The sequence below is a fragment of the Paenibacillus sinensis genome (genome assembly GCF_019904155.1).
Lineage (GTDB): Bacteria > Bacillota > Bacilli > Paenibacillales > Paenibacillaceae > Paenibacillus_AQ > Paenibacillus_AQ sinensis.
Window position 1 is genome coordinate 125,942 of sequence record NZ_JAHCMB010000026.1, and the last position, 17,754, is coordinate 143,695.

The window sequence follows — 17,754 nt, forward strand, 5'->3', positions numbered from 1 at the left end:
CATAAAACCGCTTTCAGATTCGAAGTTTTATAAATACCATTGGTTAAAGTGTAGTCCAATTCGAATCGCAGTTCCTTCCTGTTTCTTAGGTGAAGCATAGGGAAGAAAGCGCATTCTTAATTGATACGAACCAAGTATCAGAAAAAAACCAAGAAATCACCCCTAAAATAACAGGGGATTTCTTGGCTCAGTTGTACAGCTTATTCAAGGTCAGGCATTCGATGCCATGAACCGGGACATGCAGGGAAAACTGAAAATCGCCTTTCAGGGTAACCTGCCTGATTCGCAGCGCCGGCCTGGAGATGTTCTTGAGATATTCAGTCTCTTCATCGTTCAGATCAACATATTCCCCCATCCGGACCCATTCGTCATAGGCCGACCCATGGTCTCGGTTCAGGCTGTATTGCTTGCATTTATAGGTCCCGTAAATATTTTGCAGATGAATATCAACCGACAAATCACTGGATTCCTCGAAATTATGGTAGATTTGCTGCTCTTGCTGCTCGCTTCTCACATATAGCTGGTTCAGATAAGTGTGGTTATACACCAGAATCTGAATGTTATCCCCTTGCCTCGTCATGATGTAGTTTTTTCCCTTGGCGGTCACCATACTACCCAGTTTGGACAAAAATACGAAAGCAAAATAGGCCGATTTCTTGATGCCCTCCGTATTAATCAGACCTGTTCCTCCGTAAAAAGGTGTATTCTTGATATCCCATTCATAGAGAAGGTCCGAGGCTGACAGAAAGCCGATCGCATGGGCACTTGCCGCCGATTCATCAAGCATATTGTCGATAATAAATGTCGCCATAAATGCCGTGTCGTGGAGTGAGTTGGTGACATCCCAGCTCAGGTTCCAGCGAGTGACGATAAATTCAACATCTTCCGGATAGTGGGTTCTCAACATTCGGTGTGACCTGGCCAGCACATGCTTGGTGTGATTTTTGGACTCGTATTGAAAGGGGATAGATTGAATGTCTACTGGATCTGCGGAAGAACGCTCCCCCCATTCGATAAAATTGATCCGGTTATGGTAAATATTGCAGCTATAAAAATCAATTGGCACATCGTGGTCCCGGCAAAATTCCAGCAGTCGCTCCGAAGGCTGCTCATTTGTGTGGAAATTCTCAGCCGCAGGCCCCACCTTGATCAAGGGTGAAATCCCCTTAATCAGCAGCGCCGTCTGTCTGTACAATTCAAAATACTGCTCCAGCGTGCCGCTCCAGTGGATGCCATATACCGGAAACTCCGTCCATATCTGGACATACCATGTTGATACGCTATCCAAACCATACCGGTTAATGCAATTCGTAATGAAGGATTGGACCAGCGCCAGCCACTGACTCATTTCCTTCGGAGGTGAGGTATTACCCTGATAGTTGAAAAAACTGGTGCTTTTGCTGGCAAAGGGGAGCGGCATATAGCTTAGACAAATAAAGGGCTTGACCTCAATATCCCGTAAATAATCGAGAATATGATTCACGAATTTCCAGTTGAATTTCAATCCGTCCTGATCCTTCTGGATAATATCCATTTCCTGATTGAAAATCCCCTCAAACCGGATAAATTCGATCGGAATGTCTTCCTTCATCTCCGTAATCTGATCACGAATGTTCTGATTCAGCAATGTATGGGCTGAGCCGATGTTCATCAGCTTGCTCCAGACCGGCTTCAGCTTATATCCCTCGAACTGGATATCCTTGATCATGGAAATCTGCAGCGTATTTTCTTCCAGCATGCTGGATTCAATCAACTGCGAGGCATAGTCTTGAATTTTGGCCTCGTGTACAGCCCCCATACAAGGTGCGCCTCCGGGAGCACTTGTCTCCTGCCACCGTCTTTTTACCTGTAGCGGCGTTGCGTCAAATTCATGCTTGATCGCCTTGTAATAGCTCTTCTCATCGCTAAAGCCGGAGGACAGGGCGATGTTCATGATCGACGCATTCTGGGATTGCAGCAAATATAAAGAATATCTGATTCGTATCTTCTCCAGGTACGCTTTGAACGTGAGACCGATATTTTTTCGGAAAATGTCGGACAAATACGAGGAATTGTAATGCTGCTCCCGGGCGATTTCGTTCAAGGTTATTTTCCCTTTGAAATCCCTTTCAACCTCGTTCAAAATTTGCCGGACAATGTTGACATCCTGTGAGGAAGACGAATGGCTCGGGGCCATCCGGTGCGCTGGCCGGCTAAAGCGAGAGGTTAGATAATCCAAGAGCTGAATAACCTCCTGGTGTCCTTGATGGTTTGAATGATATATAGAGTTAAATAACCGGCTTAGCAAAATGCGAATGATATCATAGGCCTTCTGATTATCTTCGCTGTTTCTGAAAGACCTCACATCAAACTGCAGATCATAAAAGTCGGGATGGTATTTGGAGAGAAACAGGCTGTCCAGATGGACCTGGATAAAATGCGTGTCCGGCGCCTGCGGAATGATGCGATGGAGCTCTAAATGATTAATAAGCAGAAGATCGTTATCGTTCAGATCGTAATCCTGCCGCCTGATCGTCACCTTCAGCTTCCCCGCAGTGAGCCAGATCAACTCCAGACCCGAGTGTTGATGGAATTGTTCAGCGTTGCTCTCATCGAAGGCGAAATATGCCGGATATCCCGGCAAATACGGAATGTGGGTCAGAGAATAGTTCAAATCAACACCCCCTTTAGTAACTCATTATAACCAACCGGAATGAAGTTTTAATAGCAGATTGTCCATATTGGATTCCCCGGTAGGGCTCACCTTATCGTTAAACCCGCTGTACCGCCCATAACAGCACATCCAGCCGCCTGGTGTATGTAGTGACTGCCGGTTCGGCGGAAAGGCAGAGTCCATAGGATTGTGCAAGAGTATTCGTCTCAAGCCGGACCTTCGCGTTCTGGAGCGGCCAGGGGAGATGATGGATATCCCCTCTGTAGAGGTTCCCTTTCCGGTCGGCTGCATACAGGCAGTATCTTTCAATCAGCCAGTGAACAAGTGTGCCCGGTTCTGCATGAAATACGGTGCTGCCAGCCGCTTCATAGAGTGCGGAAAAAGCGGCTTCCCGGCCGAAACGCCGCCTTTCACTATTGTAATGAATACCGTCTACATGGCGAACGGCCTTCATCAAGGCGTATTGGTAAGGAAGATGGGCGAAGATTCTCGCACCCGCGACCGCCAGACGGCTGGAGGCTTCCAGCGTCAGGAAGCAGATGCCGGGTATCCCGTTCCGTGAGACATAGGTTCTCAGGTTCAGCTCCAGGAAACGGCCTGCGAAGGGCAGCGGCGGTGTTCCGCGCAGCGTCAGAGGGTCAAGGATGAACGGGGACATGCTGACCCAGGGCCGTCCTTCATAGTATTCCAGTTCCACCCCTTGCGGCAAGTAGGGAAGAAGTTCCGCCTCATCGGCGGGCCAATGAAGAAACAGCAGATCGTTCCACACCTGCTTCATGACCCAGAATCCGCCGGGAAGCGGAAAGGGGCGATGCTGAATGTGCCTCAGAATTTCCCTGTTATTCACGTTTTTTTCCTCCTTGATGTGTGGAGCAATCGGACATTCCCGTAAGCGAGAATATGAGAACCGACAAACAGCCGGTGAAACAGAACAAGCCATGGCGTCGGGGAACCCAGGTTTCCTGAATATGCCCTGCAAGCCGAATATTATTCTAAAACCGCTTCATCCGTTTGGGGAAATGGATGAAGCGGTTTTCTTTTTCAGGAATGCTGGTTGACATCGCTGCTGTGTTTGACCTATGATAGCGTTGTTGCTGAATTAGTAAATTAGTAAATTAGTAATTAAGAAATCGGTAATCAATAAGTGAACGAAGTTCATCAGAACCAAAGGACGGGTGAAATTTAATTATGAAAATTCCGACAACGCTCAAACATAAACCGGTCATCGTATCCGAGAACTATGAACACGTAGACGGCCGTAATTCAAATCAGACCGATGCCAAGGGGCTTTCACTGGGTCTTGCCCAGTGGAATGACCGCGGGAAAGTCGATATTTCGGCCAAAGTATGGCGCTATACCGGCGAGAAATGGTCCCGCCAGTCGGAGGAGCTTCCGCTTCACCGGGTGCTGGATCTCGCTATTCTGGTCGCGCGCAGCATGGAGCATTTTCGCGAGGCCTACCGGTATCCCGAGCTGTATGATCCCGAGAATCCGGTCATCGACCGGATCGGGCTACAGGGCGACGCCATGACGGTATCGGTATGCACGGACAATGACCACATCAGAGAAGATATCAAGCTGTTCAACCAGGCGCTCAGCGATAACAGCGAATTGATCGGGGAACGGCTGAAGACGCTGTCCACTATTTTGAAAGAGATGGGTTATTAATAATAGAAGGAGGATGTCCAATGCAGCCGGATAAACAGAGGAAAAAAGAGCTTGCTTCGGCTTATGCGCAGTCTTTTCGCCCGATGGGCGTTTATCAGATCCGGAATGTGAAGAACGGTAAAATTCTGGTGCTCGGCAGCATGGATTTACCCGGAGCGCGAAACCGGCTGGCCTTCATGCAGCAGACCAAGCTGAATTCCATTATGGAATTGAGGGAGGACTGGAAGGAGTATGGCGGAGATGCCTTTGTCTTTGAAGAGCTCGATCAGATCAAGCCTCGCGAAGAGAGCGTTACTGACCGCGCTGAACTGAAGAGCTACCAGGAAGAGGTGGATGCCCTTCTGGAGCTGTGGATCGACAAGCTTCAGCCCTTCGGAGACAAGGGTTACAATAAACCGAAGCGCAAGTAGGGATGCGGCAGCTGTCATATTTTCTCTAATGTCCAAAAAAGGCCGTTCACGGCCGGGGATGCGGTCAACCGCGCTCCGGCCTCTCGAACGGCCTTTTATATGGGTTTCAGACGACGTTTATTATACAGCAGCTCCCGCCGTCTCTGCCGACTCGGCTGCCAGCGAGGCGCAGATGTCATCCACGAGCTGGTCGAGATCGGCCATTTGCTCCGGCTTGATGGCGGAATGGATGACGAACGGCTCGCCGACAAATTCGATTTTCTTCATGGATTGAAGGATATCGGTCATTTCATCGACGGCGGCATTGGCCCAGGTGTAATTTCCGACGAGCGACACTTTGCGGTTCTGCAGGTTCAGCGAGGCCATTTCATGAAGGAGGGCTTGCATGCCGTGGTAAAGGCCCAGATTATAGGTAGGCGAACCGAAGACCAGGTGGCTGAACTTCCAGGCGTCCGCAATGATGTAGGAAGGATGGGTCTTGGAGACATCGTACATGCGGATGTCCTTCACCCCGCGGGATGAGAGCTTGCCGGCGATGAGATTCATGGCATTCTCCGTATTTCCGTACATGGAAGCATAGACGAGCACGACGCCCTGCTTCTCGGGCTGGTAAGAGCTCCATTGCCGGTATTTGCCGACAATATAATCCAGGTTGTCGCGCCATACCGGTCCGTGAAGCGGACAGATCATCTTGATGTCAACCTTGCCGAGCTTCTTGAGCGCCGTCTGCACCTGGGCACCATACTTGCCGACGATATTGGAATAATATCGGCGGGATTCTTCCAGATAGACGCCATCAAAATCCGTCTGATCGCTGAAAATATTGCCTGACAGCGAGCCGAAGCAGCCGAAGGCGTCCGCCGAGAAGAGAATGCTCTCCGACACCTCGTAGCTGAACATGACCTCCGGCCAGTGCACGAATGGAGTCATGAAGAAGCGCAGCGTCCGGGAGCCGAGCGCAAGCTCGTCGCCCTCTTTTACAATAATATAACGATCGGGCTCGCTGAAGGTGTAGAACTGCTCCATGAACTGAAAGGTCTTCTTGTTGCCAACGAGCTTCATCTCCGGATAGCGGCGGAGCAGCTCTTCGATATTGGCGCAGTGGTCGGGCTCCATATGGTTCACCACCAGATAATCCAGCGGCCGTCCTTCCAGTACGAACTCGATGTTCTCCAGAAACTGCGCGCTGATCGCGGCGTCCACCGTGTCCATCAGCGCGGTTTTGTCATCCATAATGAGGTAGGAGTTATAGGCGACTCCGTTTGGCAGCGGGAACATGTTCTCGAATCTCTCCAGCCTCTTGTCCGTTCCGCCCACCCAATAAATCCCCGAGGCGATCGCTTGCACACAGTACATTTCGTTGTCCCTCCAAATTCCTAAAATTTTTCTAATACTATATCAAGAACGAGAGAGAAAAAAATTGACAAATATCATGCCCTCCATCAAATAGGAATCAATTAATGAAATAAGAGAATCAAGAAATGGTATTTAATTATCATATATTTTATTATGAAATATTTTTACCGTGAGTTAGCATTGTACTGACACCTTATTAACAATCCGTCTCTATACTTGGACAGGTAGAGCAATCCAATAGATTTGACCCCCCAGGGTCAATCGCTAGGAGGAAATTGTCCAATGCAAACCCGGCTTCACAAGAAAACCAAGTCCGTATCCGTGGCCCTCTTGCTTACATGTTCGATTATGCTGATGACAGCTTGCGGCGGGAACAACGGCGGCAGTACGAATGCTGCGAGTGAAACAGCTTCGCCAGTGTCAAGTACCGCAACCGCAACAGCAACAGCAGCCGCAGCAGCAGGCGACGAATCGGCGGATGCCTTGTACGCCAAGGCGAAAGAAGAGGGCAAAGTGGTAGTCTACTCCACATCCGGACGGGCCAACGATGCCGCCGAGACCTTCATGAAGAAGTATCCCGAAATCAAGGTGGAGGTAAGCAAGGTCAAGTCGGACGAGATGATGGACAAAGTGTCGAAGGAGCAGGATGCCGGACAGTTTAACCCGGATGTCATTATTACAAAAGAAGTGAGCGGCGCTGTCGAAGAGGAAATGGTCAAGACCGGCCGTTACATCAAGTATCTGCCGGCGGATATTGCCCCCAAAGTGGACGAGCCTTACCGCACCCAGGCGGAGGCGTATGCCAATTATGTAGAATTCCGCACATTGTTCTATAATGCCGGTTCTTATACGGAAGCTCCGGTGAAGAACTGGTGGGACTTGACGGCTCCGGAGTTTAAGGGAAAGGTGTATACCGCCGATCCGCTTAGCTCCCCCGCCTTCATGGATTTGTTCACGACCATGGTAATCCACAGCGATGACATGGCCGCCGCCTATAAAGAGAAGTTCGGCAAGGATATCGAGCTGCATGGCACTGACAATGCGGGCTACGAGTTCATCAAGAAGCTGTTCGCGAACGGATTGATCGTCCTCAAAGGCAGCGACGATGTGCTGGATGCCATCGGCAAAGCCAAGAGCGAGGCGGTTGGAATCGCCGTTTCGGGCGATGTCTCCAAGAACGAGGAGAACGGTTGGAATATCCAGCCGATCTACGATATCAAGCCGAAGACATCCGTCCCGGATTCAGGCTACCTCTTCATCGCGAACAAAGCGCCTCATGAAGCTGCGGCCAAGCTGTTCATCCGCTGGATGATGGGAGAGACGGACGGCACCGGAGAAGGGCTGAATCCGTTCAACAAGGTGGGCTCATGGGTACCGCGATCTGATGTCAAGACGGAGAATGCTGTCTCCTTCGAGCAGCTCAATCTGTGGCTGTTCGATGGCGAGGCGCTGTACAACACCGCTCCCAAAGTGCGCGACTTCTGGATCAAACAGAAATAATATAGGGGAGTGGAAAAAATGCTGGGAATCGGTGAGGCCCCCGTTCGTACCCGAATGCGGAACCGCATCCTGAACCGCTTGCTTAATCCGGTGTATGTGATCGGGATTCCGGCTCTTCTGGCGTTATCCTATCTGATCGTGTGGCCGGTTCTGAAAATTCTGTATACGACGGTGATCTGGAAGCAGCAGGATACCCGGCTGACGGGGGAGGCGATGCCGGGTCATTTTACCCTGTACCATTGGACCCGGGTGTTGGCCAGCGATATGAGCTTCTCGCTGTTCTACAAGCCTGTGCTCAACTCGCTGACGGTCGGCTTTGCCGTCTCCGCGCTGTCTCTGGTCCTTGGCTGCGGCTTGGCCTGGCTGGTCACGCGGACGGATATCCCGCTCAAGCGGGCGATATCGTTCCTGGCGCTGATTCCGTACCTGCTTCCATCATGGATGCTGTCACAGGCCTGGCTGACCTTCTTCAAGAACGGCAAGATCGGCGGAACGCCGGGCATCCTGCAATCGCTGATCGGCGTGTCACCTCCGGATTGGCTATCGTATGGTTTCGTTCCGGTCGTCATTACGCTATCGGTTCACGACAGCGTATATTTCTTCCTCATTGTCGGCTCCGCGTTAAGCACAATGAACTCTCAGCTGGAGGAAGCGGCGAGTGTGGCCGGAGCCAGGAGGCTGACGGTGCTGCGGCGGATTGTTCTGCCGCTTGTGCTGCCGTCCGTGCTGTCGGGGTTCATCCTGATCTTCACCAAAGCGATCAGTTCTTACGGGGTTCCGGCACTGCTCGGAACGCCCGTCAACTTCTATATGATATCGACCATGCTCTATTCCAGCATGCGTTCCAGGCTCTCAACAGAGGCCAATGTGCTCAGCCTGACATTAATGCTGATATCGATGCTGCTTATTTATCTCAATCAGCGTGCCGTCGGCCGAAGACGCAGTTATGTGACGGTTACCGGCAAGGACGGTCCCCGCACGCCGATCCGGCTGGGCCGGTGGCGAATTCCGGCCACCGGCGGGCTGATCGTTCTGATGGCTGCCGGGTCCGCCGTTCCGCTGCTTGTTCTGATGCTCCAGACCTTCATGCTCAAGGAAGGAAACTACACTCCGGGCAATTTCACGTTCCATTACTGGTGGGGCGGCTCCGATCCGTCGATCAACACCGGGGAAAAAGGCGTTCTGCTGAACGATACGTTCCTGCTTGCTCTGAAGAACTCGCTGGTGATCGCGGGGGTTGCTTCCGTTGCCGCCGCCATTATCGGCCTGCTGCTGGGTTACGTCGCAGCGCGCGGCAAGGAATCCTGGATTGGCCGGGCCGTGGATCAAGTTTCGTTCCTGCCCTACCTCATTCCGGGGATTTCACTGGCGGCGATCTATATCAGCATGTTCGCCAAGCCGGGACTCTTCATGCCGGCGCTGTACGGAACGATTACTCTGCTGATCCTGATCACGATCGTGAAGGAGCTTCCGTTCACTGTCAAGGCGGGCAGCGCATCGATGATGCAGATCGGAGCGGAACTGGAGGAGGCCGCGCGAATCGGCGGCGCCTCCTGGTTCACCCGGCTCCGCCGGATTCTGCTGCCGCTCAGCCGCAAGAGCCTGGTGTCAACCTTTCTCCTCGTGTTCATCGGCGGGATGAAGGAGATGGAGCTGATTATTATGCTGGTAACACCAAAGACGGAGACGTTGACCACGCTAACCTTCTACTATGCCGAGAAGGGCTACCAGCAGCTGACGAACGTCATCCTCATGATCATTACCATCATCGTCATTACAGTATATTTCCTTGCGGTCAAGTTCGGTAAAGCCGACCTGAGCAAGGGAATAGGGGGTGGATAGCATGTCCGCGATTGAACTTAACAATCTTCGCGTAAGCCTGCAGAACAAGCCTGTGCTGCATGGCATCGATCTCACCGTCGAGAAAGGGGAGTTCATGACCTTTCTCGGTCCGTCGGGCTGCGGCAAGACGACGCTGCTCAGAACGATCGCCGGGCTTCATCAGGCGGAGGCTGGCAGGGTTACCTTAGCCGGCAGAACGGTGGCGGAAGGCGCCTCCGGACTTCATGTCGAGCCCGCCAAGCGGGGCCTCAGCCTGGTGTTTCAGAGCTATGCGCTGTGGCCGCATATGACTGTCTTTGACAATGTGGCGTTCGGCCTGCAGGTGCGGAGACTGCCGAAGGCGGTCATCGCGGAGAGTGTCGGAGCCGCGCTGGAGAAGATGCGGATTCCGGAGCTTGCGGGCCGGTATCCCGGCGAATTGTCGGGCGGGCAGCAGCAGCGGGTCGCGATCGCGCGGGCCATCGTCACGAAGCCGGACATTCTTCTGCTCGACGAGCCTTTGTCCAATCTGGATGCCAAGCTTCGTGTGGAGATGCGGACCGAGCTGAAACGCATCCATCAGGAGCTGAACACGACCATTATTTATGTAACCCATGACCAGTATGAGGCCATGTCGCTCTCGACTCGTGTCGCCGTCTTCTTCGGCGGGCAAATCGTACAGGTCGACAAGCCCCGTGACCTGTACAAGCATCCGCGCACCTTGCAGGTGGCGGAGTTTATCGGCAATGGCGGCCAGCATTTGAATCACTTGAACGGGCGTATTGTCTTTGAGAACGGACGGCGTATACTGAAGACACAGATCGGCCAGTTTCCGCTGGAAGGCGGAGGGGCACTGCAAGAAGCCGAAGTGGTCCTTACGATCAAGCCGGAGGAAATCCGGCTGAGCGAATCTAACTCGCAAGGCAGCGTGCCGGCCGCAGTCGAAGCGGTATTTCCCGCCGGGGCGGAGACGCTGGTGCAGCTCAGGGCGGGCGAAGCGGTGCTGATGGCCCGGGTGATGGGTGAATCGGATGTAGAACCCGGTGACAGTTGTTATGCCGCACTCCGCAGAGAGCGGCTCAATCTTTATGACAAACGGACAGGGAGCCGACTGGAGAACCTTGTTCCGCTAACCCACACATTGGAGGATATACTTCATGAAAATCGACTTTCATATTCACGTTAAATTATCCAAAAAGACGGAATTCGACTTGACCCACTTCAACAGCATGCTGGATGAAGCGAAGGCACACGGGCTTGACGCCATAACGCTGACCGAGCATTTCAACACCCACCGCTTCGAGGAGGTGTACGGTACGCTGGATCGGCTCTTCCCGTGCAACAATCATTACTACAGCCGGGACGGGTTCAAAATCTTTACAGGGATGGAGGTCGATGTGGCTGAAGGCGGCCATATTCTTGTCAGCGGACCGAAGGACAAGCTGCTGGAAATCCGCGAACTGCTGGAGGGGCACACGACGGAGGGCTCCTTCATCCGGCTGGAACAGTTGTTTGAGCTATGTGAACCTCGCGGCATGATGGTGATCGGGGGTCATCCCTTCCGCCAGTCCAATTCGCTGTATCAGGTTGAACGGGAGCTGCTTGCCCGGTTCGATGCCTTCGATCTGAACGGCAAGGATCTGCATGAAATCGGCATCGAGGAGAACACTGCGAAGGTCCTGGGTCTTGGCGCCGAGCTGAACATTCCCGTCGTGGCGGGAAGCGACGCGCACCAAATGTTTCAGGTAGGCTGCGTGTACAACGAATTTGAAGGGGATTTCGAAACTGTAGCCGAGCTTAAAGAAGCCATCCGGAACGGAGCTTACAAGCGCATTGTGTCGCCAAGTCTTAATCTTCAGGTGCGCGCGGCAAATCTGGTGAAGCAGCTGCTGAAGAAGAAAGTGGAAGTGGTGTGATCGTAACGCATAAGGCAGGAGATGCTGAACATGAACACTCTTTTTGAAGGACGAAAGTTCTCGCGCGGTCACCAGCGGATCGCCGATTATATAACGAAGCATATCGAGGATATTCCGCTTATGGTTGAGGAAGATCTGGCACAGGCCTGCCAAGTGAGCACCTCAACCGTATCGCGGTTCTGGGCGGAAATCGGCTCCCGGAATTTAAAGGATTTCAAGCAAAAGGTCAGAGGCGAGCAGTTGTCCTCGTCCGCGCGCAAGCTGCAGTCCGCCTTCGACAAGCTCGGCGAAGGACAGGGAGCCGGTGCCAGCGTCCTGGAAACGGCGGAATATTTGCGGCAGACGGCGGATCATCTGGAGGAGGGGGATTTTGAAGAAGCGGCCGAGACTCTTGGCTCCGCAGCTTCCGTTCACCTCTATGGTCCGGGCTCCGCGGACTGCCTGGCCGCTCTGATGGACTTCCGGCTCACCCGGTTCGGCGTCAGCGTTCGCCGGATCAGCCGGGGCGGGCACGAGCTGCTTGAGAACCTGCTGCATGTTGGAGAGAAGGATGTCATCGTCATCTTCGGATTTGTCGCCGAGTCACCGGAAATCGCCGCATTGCTGGATTATGCGAAGGAATGCGGCTGCAGAACCTTGCTGATCACCGATCTTGCGGTCAGCGGCATGCTGGAGAAGGCGGATCATGTGCTGTATACCGCACGCGGCCAGTTATGGGAATTCCATTCGATGGTGGCGCCCATTGCCCTGATCGAGACGCTGATTGTCGCGGTCGGCAAACGCCGGGAGCGGCAGGCCTTCGCCAACGGGGAAGAGCTGAACAGGCTGCGGCAGAAGTACCGGAAATGGCTTCCCAAGCAGGTGTAGCAGGTGTAGCAAGTTCAGCAGGTGCAGAAACTCATATTTAAAGGTGCCCTGCGGGGTGCCTTTTTGCCGTCTATCCGATACACTGGGTGTAGAATGGGAATGCGGGAGAAGCCAAGGTGGCGGAATCGTTCCTGAACACGGGGGAGATGGCATGGACAAGCTGCTGAATATCATACACAAGGAACTGCTGGAGCGGCTCATCCTGGAGAGCGTCGATCCGAAGGAGCCGATTAAAGTCCGGGAGGTGCCGGAGCCCTGGCGGCTGCTCGGCTCGGGCAACTATGCTGCGGTGCTCTATCATCCGGAATACGAGGATTATGCGGTCAAAATCTATGCTCCCGGAAGGCCGGGAATCCGGGAAGAGTCTGAGGTCTATACCAGGCTTGGAAGCCACCCCGCCTTCTCCGAGCAGCTGCATGACGGCGGGAGCTTTCTTGTCCTCCGGCGTCTTCGGGGTATCACCTTCTATGACTGCATCAAGCGGGGTGTGCCGATCACCGAGCAGGCGGTCCGGGACATCGACGAAGCGCTGGGATACGCGAAATCCCGGGGACTTCATCCCCATGACGTGCATGCCAAGAATGTGATGCAGCTTGACGGACGCGGATTGGTCGTGGACATTTCGGATTTTCTGAAGCGGGAAGACTGCCTGATGTGGGATGATTTCAAAAAAGCCTATTACCGGCTGTACCGGCCTTTGGCCTCGCGCCATGCGGTTCCGGTTCCCGGCGCCGTGCTGGAGGCGGTCCGCAGGGGTTACCGGCTGTGGCGCAAAAGCCAGGGACGAAGCCGCTAAGGGATAGGCGAAGCGGGTTCAAGCGCATGATACGGTTATCCGGATCATGACTGTTCACATAAAAGGAGATGTTCGTATGATTATCACCTTAACCGTTAATCCGAGTGTAGACTCCAGCACCAGCATTGGAAAGGTTGTTCCCGACCACAAGCTGCGGTGCCGGGAAGCTTCATACAAGCCGGGAGGCGGGGGCGTCAACGTATCCCGCGCCATCCATCGGCTGGGCGGCGAGGCGCTCGCCCTGTACACATCGGGCGGACTTCATGGCGAACTGCTGCATGAAATGCTGCAGGAAGAGGGAGTGGGCCATGAAGCGATCAAAATCTCCGGCCGGACCCGGGAGAATCTGATTGTCCTGGAGGAATCGACCGGGCAGCAGTTCCGGTTCGATATGCCGGGCCCGCAGTTCAGCGAAGCCGATATCCGCAGCTGCCTGGAGGCGCTGGAGCGGCTTCGGACGAAGCCCGATTATCTGGTGCTGAGCGGCAGCCTGCCCCCTGGATGTCCGGCCGACTTCTACGCTAAGGTCATCGCCGCCGTCAAGGGGTGGAACTGCCGCGTCATCGTTGATACCTCGGGGGAAGCCCTGAAGCCGGCGGCGGATGCGGGTGTCTTCCTGCTGAAGCCGAACGCCCGCGAGTTTGAGGAGCTGACCGGGATGACGCTGAATGACGACGAGGATGCGAAGGCTGCAGCCAATAAGCTGATTGATGAAGGGAAGTCGGAGACGGTTGTCGTGTCGCTCGGGCCGAAAGGCGCTCTGCTGATCTCCCGGGAGGGGACGGAGCATATCGCCGCTCCGGATGTCCCTGTCGCGAGTGTCGTCGGAGCGGGCGACAGCCTGGTGGCTGGCATCGTATACCGGCTGTCGCAAAGCGGTTCTCTTAAGGATGCCGTCACCTTCGGCGTCGCGTCCGGAGCGGCCGCCGTGATGAACCCCGAGCGGGAGCTGTGCAAGCGGGAGGATGCCGAGCGGCTGTACAGCATCATGACCGGAGGGCGGCAGGCATAAGTCAAGCATCAAGTGGAGCCAAGGAAGCGGACGTTGCCTGCGTGTTATCGGATGTATAAGGAAGAACAAATGAAGCCCTCGTCCATGAATGCGGGGGCTTCTTCGTGTGCGTTTCCACAGTGAAAAGAAGGCATTCGGGCTTTTGTTATCACTCCGTTAACGCTTGGCCGAAAGTTTTACCCCGGATTGAAGATCGGGGAGTTGTCTCTTTACATACACGCTTTACACTGGCAGAGGGTTATAGATATGGATTTCATTCCTAAAAAGGAGGCAAGCGCCTTGAGCGAATTCGATAATCACTTGAATCTGCCGGCCCGAACGGGGAAAAGCGCAGCGGAGTCCGGAAGGCGGCCTCAGACGCTTCGGGGATTGAAGATCAGGGAGAACCTGCTGGCCTACACTTTTTTATCGCCTTCTCTGCTGCTGTTCGGCGTGTTCCTGTTCTATCCGCTGCTTCGCTCGGTCTATCTCAGTATGCACAGCACCGATCCGGCCGGACGTATTCATTCCTTCATCGGACTTGATAATTTTCGCGCCCTGATGTCATCGGGCGATTTCCTCTCCGGTATCCGGGTAACGGCGCTGTTCGCGCTGTATACGGTTCCGGCAAGCATTCTGCTCGCGCTCTTGCTCGCGGCTCTTGCCCATCATCTTCCGCGATGGAGAAGATTGTTCCAGTTCTCGTTCTCGCTGCCCATGGTGCTGTCGGTCGGGTCTTCCGCCGTTATCTGGAAGTTCCTGTTTCACCCGACGCTCGGCATGCTGAATTATGGGCTGGAATCGATTGGACTGCAGCCTGTCTCCTGGCTGACAGACCCTGCCTGGGCGCTGATCTCCGTGTCGATTATGACGATATGGATGAATCTGGGCTTCAACTTCATCATTCTCTCCGGGGGGCTCGGAGGAATTCCGGAGGAGATATATGAGAGCGCGAAGATCGACGGAGCGGGTCCCATCTCGACCTTCGGCAGAATTACTGTTCCGCTGCTGTCCCCAACCTTGTTCTTCGTGCTGATCGTCTCGGTTATCAGCGCCTTCCAGTCCTTCGCCCAGATTCATATTCTGACCCAGGGCGGGCCGATGAACTCGACCGATGTGTTCGTCTACTCCATTTACCGGGAAGCATTTGTTAATTTCCGCTTCGGCACAGGCAGCGCCCAATCGCTTCTGCTGTTCGCCGTGATCATGCTCCTGACCTTGATTCAGTTCAAATGGGTGGAGAGAAAGGTGCATTATCAATGAGAAGATTCCATGCGAGAACGGCAGCCGTCTATCTGGTCCTTGCCGTCGCCGCTCTCCTTGTACTGTATCCGGTCGTGTACAGCATGTTCATGTCGGTCATGAAGCCGGAAGAGGCGAGTGCCTATCCGCCTTCCATTGTGCCCCATACGTTCAATCCGGCCAATTTCACGGAAGTGTTCGGCATCGTGCCGATCGCCGTCTTTATCGGCAATACATTTCTCGTCTCGGGCATCGTCATGCTGGGTCAGCTTCTTACGGCAAGCCTGGCGGCTTACGCTTTTGCCATATTGAATTTCAAAGGCAAGAATCTGGTGTTCAGCCTGTTCGTCGCCACGATGATGGTCCCTTGGGAAGCGACGATGATTCCGAATTATCTCATCATCCGGAGCATAAATTGGCTCGATTCATACCAGGGCCTGGTCGTTCCCTTTCTGGCAACGGCGTTTGGGACATTCATGCTGCGGCAGTTCTTTCTTCAATTGCCTAAGGAGCTGCTGGAAGCGGCCAAGATGGACGGCTGCGGCCATCTCCGGTATTTTGCAGGCCATGTTCTGCCGCTCGCCAGACCCGCACTGGGGACACTTGCGGTCTATTCCTTTCTGAATATGTACAACTCCTATCTGTGGCCGCTGCTGATTACGAACAGCGAGAATATGCGCACCGTTCAAATCGGAATTTCGATGCTGGAGTTTCAGGAATCAACCTCCTGGAATCTGGTATTCGCCGGCATTGCGCTCGCCATTCTGCCTTCGCTGTTCCTGCTTGCCTTTGGTTTGAAACAGCTGGTGCGGGGCATGGCGGCGGGCGCGCTCAAGGGCTAGGACGGTCTTTGATTTATCCGGGGAGTCAGCTGCAATTTGCAGATGATGCATACAATTATCAGATAAAAAAAGGAGAGATTGAGATCATGAAGAGGAAGAAACTCGGCCGGCTGTTCTTCAAGAGAAGAATGGTGCTTCCACTGGCCTTGAGTATGGCAGCTTTGGCAGGATGCGGTAATAACTCGAACGCCAGTGACGCGGCAGCGAATTCAGCGTCTGCTAACAACGAAGTAGCAGCTTCGGCAAGTCCTGCCAGCTCTGCTGCGGCTGCCCCGGTCAAGATTACGTGGTGGCATTCCATGTCGGGAACGAACGAGAAGGCGATCAAGCAGCTGGTATCCGATTTTAACGCCTCTCATCCCGATGTTCAGGTCGAAGCGATTTTTCAGGGCAAGTATGACGAAAGTCTGAACAAGCTCAAGGCTTCGCTCGGATCTGACAGCGGACCCGATCTGATCCAGGTCTACGAAATCGGCAGCAAATACATGATCGATTCCAAAATGATCACTCCTGTACAGCAGTTCATCGACCAGGACGGCTTTGACCTGTCCGCTCTGGAGCCGAATATTACCCGTTATTACACAATCGACGGCAAGCTGAACGCCATGCCGTTCAATACTTCGAACCCGATTCTGTATTACAACAAGGATGCCTTTAAGGCCGCCGGGCTGGACCCTGAGAAGCCGCCGAAGACATTCGAGGAATTTGAGACCGCAGCCAAGGCGCTTGAGAAGAACGGCAAGCCGGGAGCGGCAATCGCTATTTACGGCTGGTTCATGGAGCAGCTGTTCGCGAACCAGAATGCCGAATACGTCAACAACGGCAACGGCCGTGATGCGGCAGCCACCGAATCGCTGCTTGCTTCGGATGCCGGTGTGAAGACGCTGGAATGGTGGAAAAAGATGGTCGACGAAGGAGCCGTCGCCAATCTCGGACGCGATACGGATGACACGGACAGCGCTTTTGCTGCCGGACAGGTCGCTATGACGCTGAACTCCACCGCTTCGCTTCGCAACATGGTCGAAGCGGTAGGCGGCAAGTTCGAAGTGGGTACCGGCTTCCTGCCGAAGCCTGCTGACGCCAAGGAAGGCGGCGTTGTAGTCGGCGGCGCCAGCCTGTACATTATGAACAACAAGCCGGATGATCACCAGAAGGCTGCTTGGGAGTTCATCAAATACGTCGCTTCTCCGGAGGCACAGGCCAACTGGAGTGTGAACACCGGCTACTTCCCGATCACGAAGGCAGCCTACGACCAGCAGGTGCTGAAGGATAATATGGCGAAGTATCCGCAGTTCCAGACGGCGGTCGACCAGCTTCATGCTTCCACCGCTTCGAACGCCACATCCGGTGCTGTAATGGGCGTATTCCCGGAAGCCCGCCAGATCGTGGAAGGCGCAATTGAAGAAGCGCTGAATGGCAAGAAGCAGCCGAAGCAGGCTCTGCAGGACGCTGCGGCTCAAATTACGGACAAAATCAAGCAGTACAACGATTCCGTCAAATAACCCGAACTTTGCGGGAACAACCGCCTGAACGCTGGAGCAAGCGTTCAGGCGGTTTTTTGTCTGTTTTTACCTGGAGGTCCATTAAAATGGTTGTTCATCGGGTGAAATTAGATTGTAAGCGATTTATTATTTGGCGGAGCTAATACTTTTGTAGGATAGTGTCGAAGAAAAGAGTAGGCAGTATTACAGT

15 protein-coding genes are annotated in these 17,754 nt (G+C 53.8%); 12 read left to right on the plus strand and 3 right to left on the minus strand.

Annotated elements, in window-relative coordinates; genetic code table 11:
• Positions 1-187 precede the first annotated feature (187 nt).
• Together KIH86_RS02405 and KIH86_RS02410 are read right to left on the minus strand one after the other, a co-directional pair.
• Entirely contained in the window at positions 188-2,653 is a 2,466-nt protein-coding gene (locus tag KIH86_RS02405) for a GH39 family glycosyl hydrolase (RefSeq protein ID WP_223084643.1), read from the minus strand.
• A gap of 97 nt (positions 2,654-2,750) precedes the next feature.
• On the minus strand, positions 2,751-3,500 hold the full coding sequence (locus KIH86_RS02410; protein ID WP_223084642.1) for a YqjF family protein: 750 nt from the start codon (positions 3,498-3,500) through the stop codon (positions 2,751-2,753).
• Between the two features lie 341 nt (positions 3,501-3,841).
• Between KIH86_RS02410 and KIH86_RS02415 the strand changes: the two genes are divergently transcribed.
• Together KIH86_RS02415 and KIH86_RS02420 are read left to right on the plus strand one after the other, a co-directional pair.
• Positions 3,842-4,321 (plus strand): DUF6530 family protein, encoded by a 480-nt coding sequence (locus tag KIH86_RS02415; protein WP_223084640.1) that lies wholly within the window; start codon positions 3,842-3,844, stop codon positions 4,319-4,321.
• Between the two features lie 20 nt (positions 4,322-4,341).
• On the plus strand, positions 4,342-4,731 hold the full coding sequence (locus tag KIH86_RS02420; RefSeq protein ID WP_223084638.1) for a GIY-YIG nuclease family protein: 390 nt from the start codon (positions 4,342-4,344) through the stop codon (positions 4,729-4,731).
• A gap of 120 nt (positions 4,732-4,851) precedes the next feature.
• Here KIH86_RS02420 and KIH86_RS02425 read toward each other — a convergent pair whose 3' ends face one another.
• A complete protein-coding gene (locus KIH86_RS02425; RefSeq protein ID WP_223084637.1) occupies positions 4,852-6,087 on the minus strand; it encodes an FprA family A-type flavoprotein in 1,236 nt (411 codons plus the stop codon).
• A gap of 282 nt (positions 6,088-6,369) precedes the next feature.
• Here KIH86_RS02425 and KIH86_RS02430 point away from each other — a divergent pair, with 282 nt between their 5' ends.
• The 10 genes from KIH86_RS02430 to KIH86_RS02475 all read left to right on the plus strand — a co-directional run bounded on the left by KIH86_RS02430 (position 6,370) and on the right by KIH86_RS02475 (position 17,564).
• On the plus strand, positions 6,370-7,587 hold the full coding sequence (locus tag KIH86_RS02430; RefSeq protein WP_235775227.1) for an ABC transporter substrate-binding protein: 1,218 nt from the start codon (positions 6,370-6,372) through the stop codon (positions 7,585-7,587).
• Between the two features lie 18 nt (positions 7,588-7,605).
• Positions 7,606-9,429 (plus strand): ABC transporter permease, encoded by a 1,824-nt coding sequence (locus tag KIH86_RS02435; RefSeq protein WP_223084635.1) that lies wholly within the window; start codon positions 7,606-7,608, stop codon positions 9,427-9,429.
• Between the two features lies 1 nt (position 9,430).
• Positions 9,431-10,594 (plus strand): ABC transporter ATP-binding protein, encoded by a 1,164-nt coding sequence (locus tag KIH86_RS02440; protein WP_223084633.1) that lies wholly within the window; start codon positions 9,431-9,433, stop codon positions 10,592-10,594.
• Positions 10,566-11,324 (plus strand): PHP-associated domain-containing protein, encoded by a 759-nt coding sequence (locus KIH86_RS02445; RefSeq protein ID WP_223084631.1) that lies wholly within the window; start codon positions 10,566-10,568, stop codon positions 11,322-11,324. Before KIH86_RS02440 ends, KIH86_RS02445 begins: the two co-directional genes overlap by 29 nt.
• A gap of 30 nt (positions 11,325-11,354) precedes the next feature.
• Positions 11,355-12,191 (plus strand): MurR/RpiR family transcriptional regulator, encoded by an 837-nt coding sequence (locus tag KIH86_RS02450; RefSeq protein ID WP_223084630.1) that lies wholly within the window; start codon positions 11,355-11,357, stop codon positions 12,189-12,191.
• 151 nt (positions 12,192-12,342) lie between these two features.
• Entirely contained in the window at positions 12,343-12,987 is a 645-nt protein-coding gene (locus tag KIH86_RS02455) for a serine/threonine-protein kinase (protein ID WP_223084628.1), read from the plus strand.
• Between the two features lie 76 nt (positions 12,988-13,063).
• Positions 13,064-13,999, plus strand: a complete 936-nt coding sequence (locus KIH86_RS02460) for a 1-phosphofructokinase family hexose kinase (RefSeq protein ID WP_223084627.1) — start codon at positions 13,064-13,066, stop codon at positions 13,997-13,999.
• A gap of 279 nt (positions 14,000-14,278) precedes the next feature.
• Entirely contained in the window at positions 14,279-15,241 is a 963-nt protein-coding gene (locus KIH86_RS02465; RefSeq protein ID WP_235775228.1) for a carbohydrate ABC transporter permease, read from the plus strand.
• A complete protein-coding gene (locus KIH86_RS02470; RefSeq protein ID WP_223084625.1) occupies positions 15,238-16,062 on the plus strand; it encodes a carbohydrate ABC transporter permease in 825 nt (274 codons plus the stop codon). Before KIH86_RS02465 ends, KIH86_RS02470 begins: the two co-directional genes overlap by 4 nt.
• A 128-nt stretch (positions 16,063-16,190) precedes the next feature.
• Positions 16,191-17,564, plus strand: a complete 1,374-nt coding sequence (locus tag KIH86_RS02475; RefSeq protein ID WP_407672233.1) for an ABC transporter substrate-binding protein — start codon at positions 16,191-16,193, stop codon at positions 17,562-17,564.
• Positions 17,565-17,754: the final 190 nt, after the last annotated feature.